The organism is Flammeovirga aprica JL-4, assembly GCF_012844305.1.
GTDB lineage: Bacteria > Bacteroidota > Bacteroidia > Cytophagales > Flammeovirgaceae > Flammeovirga > Flammeovirga aprica.
This window is the reverse complement of record NZ_JABANE010000450.1, coordinates 1-514: the sequence shown is the minus strand read 5'-3', so window position 1 is coordinate 514 and position 514 is coordinate 1. Positions and strand designations below refer to the sequence as shown.

The following is a 514-nucleotide window of genomic DNA, read 5'->3' as shown; positions in this document are numbered from 1 at the left end:
GCTGGTTAACGCCGGATCTTATCGACATTCTGTTAAGCATCCTGAAGGCCGTGGTCATTCTGCTGGTGGTTGTCACCTGCGGCGCGTTCATGAGCTTCGGCGAGCGTCGTCTGCTCGGCTTGTTCCAGAACCGCTACGGACCTAACCGCGTCGGCTGGGGCGGTTCGCTGCAGCTGGTCGCCGACATGATCAAGATGTTCTTTAAAGAGGACTGGATCCCGCGCTTCTCCGATCGCGTGATCTTTACTCTGGCGCCGGTTATCGCCTTTACCTCGCTGCTGCTGGCCTTCGCTATCGTGCCGGTTAGCCCGACGTGGGTGGTGGCCGACCTGAACATCGGCATCCTCTTCTTCCTGATGATGGCAGGCCTGGCGGTCTACGCGGTGCTGTTCGCCGGTTGGTCGAGCAATAACAAATACTCGCTGCTGGGGGCGATGCGTGCTTCCGCGCAGACCCTGAGCTACGAAGTGTTTCTCGGTCCGTCCCTGATGCGCGTGGTGGCGCAGGCGGGGTC

Annotated in this window: 1 protein-coding gene; it reads left to right on the top strand. The window is 60.5% G+C overall.

What is annotated here, in order from left to right; all coding sequences use genetic code 11:
• Window positions 1–514, top strand: a 514-nt coding sequence (locus tag HHU12_RS34885; protein WP_317170787.1) for an NADH-quinone oxidoreductase subunit H, incomplete at both ends; no start/stop codon positions are given.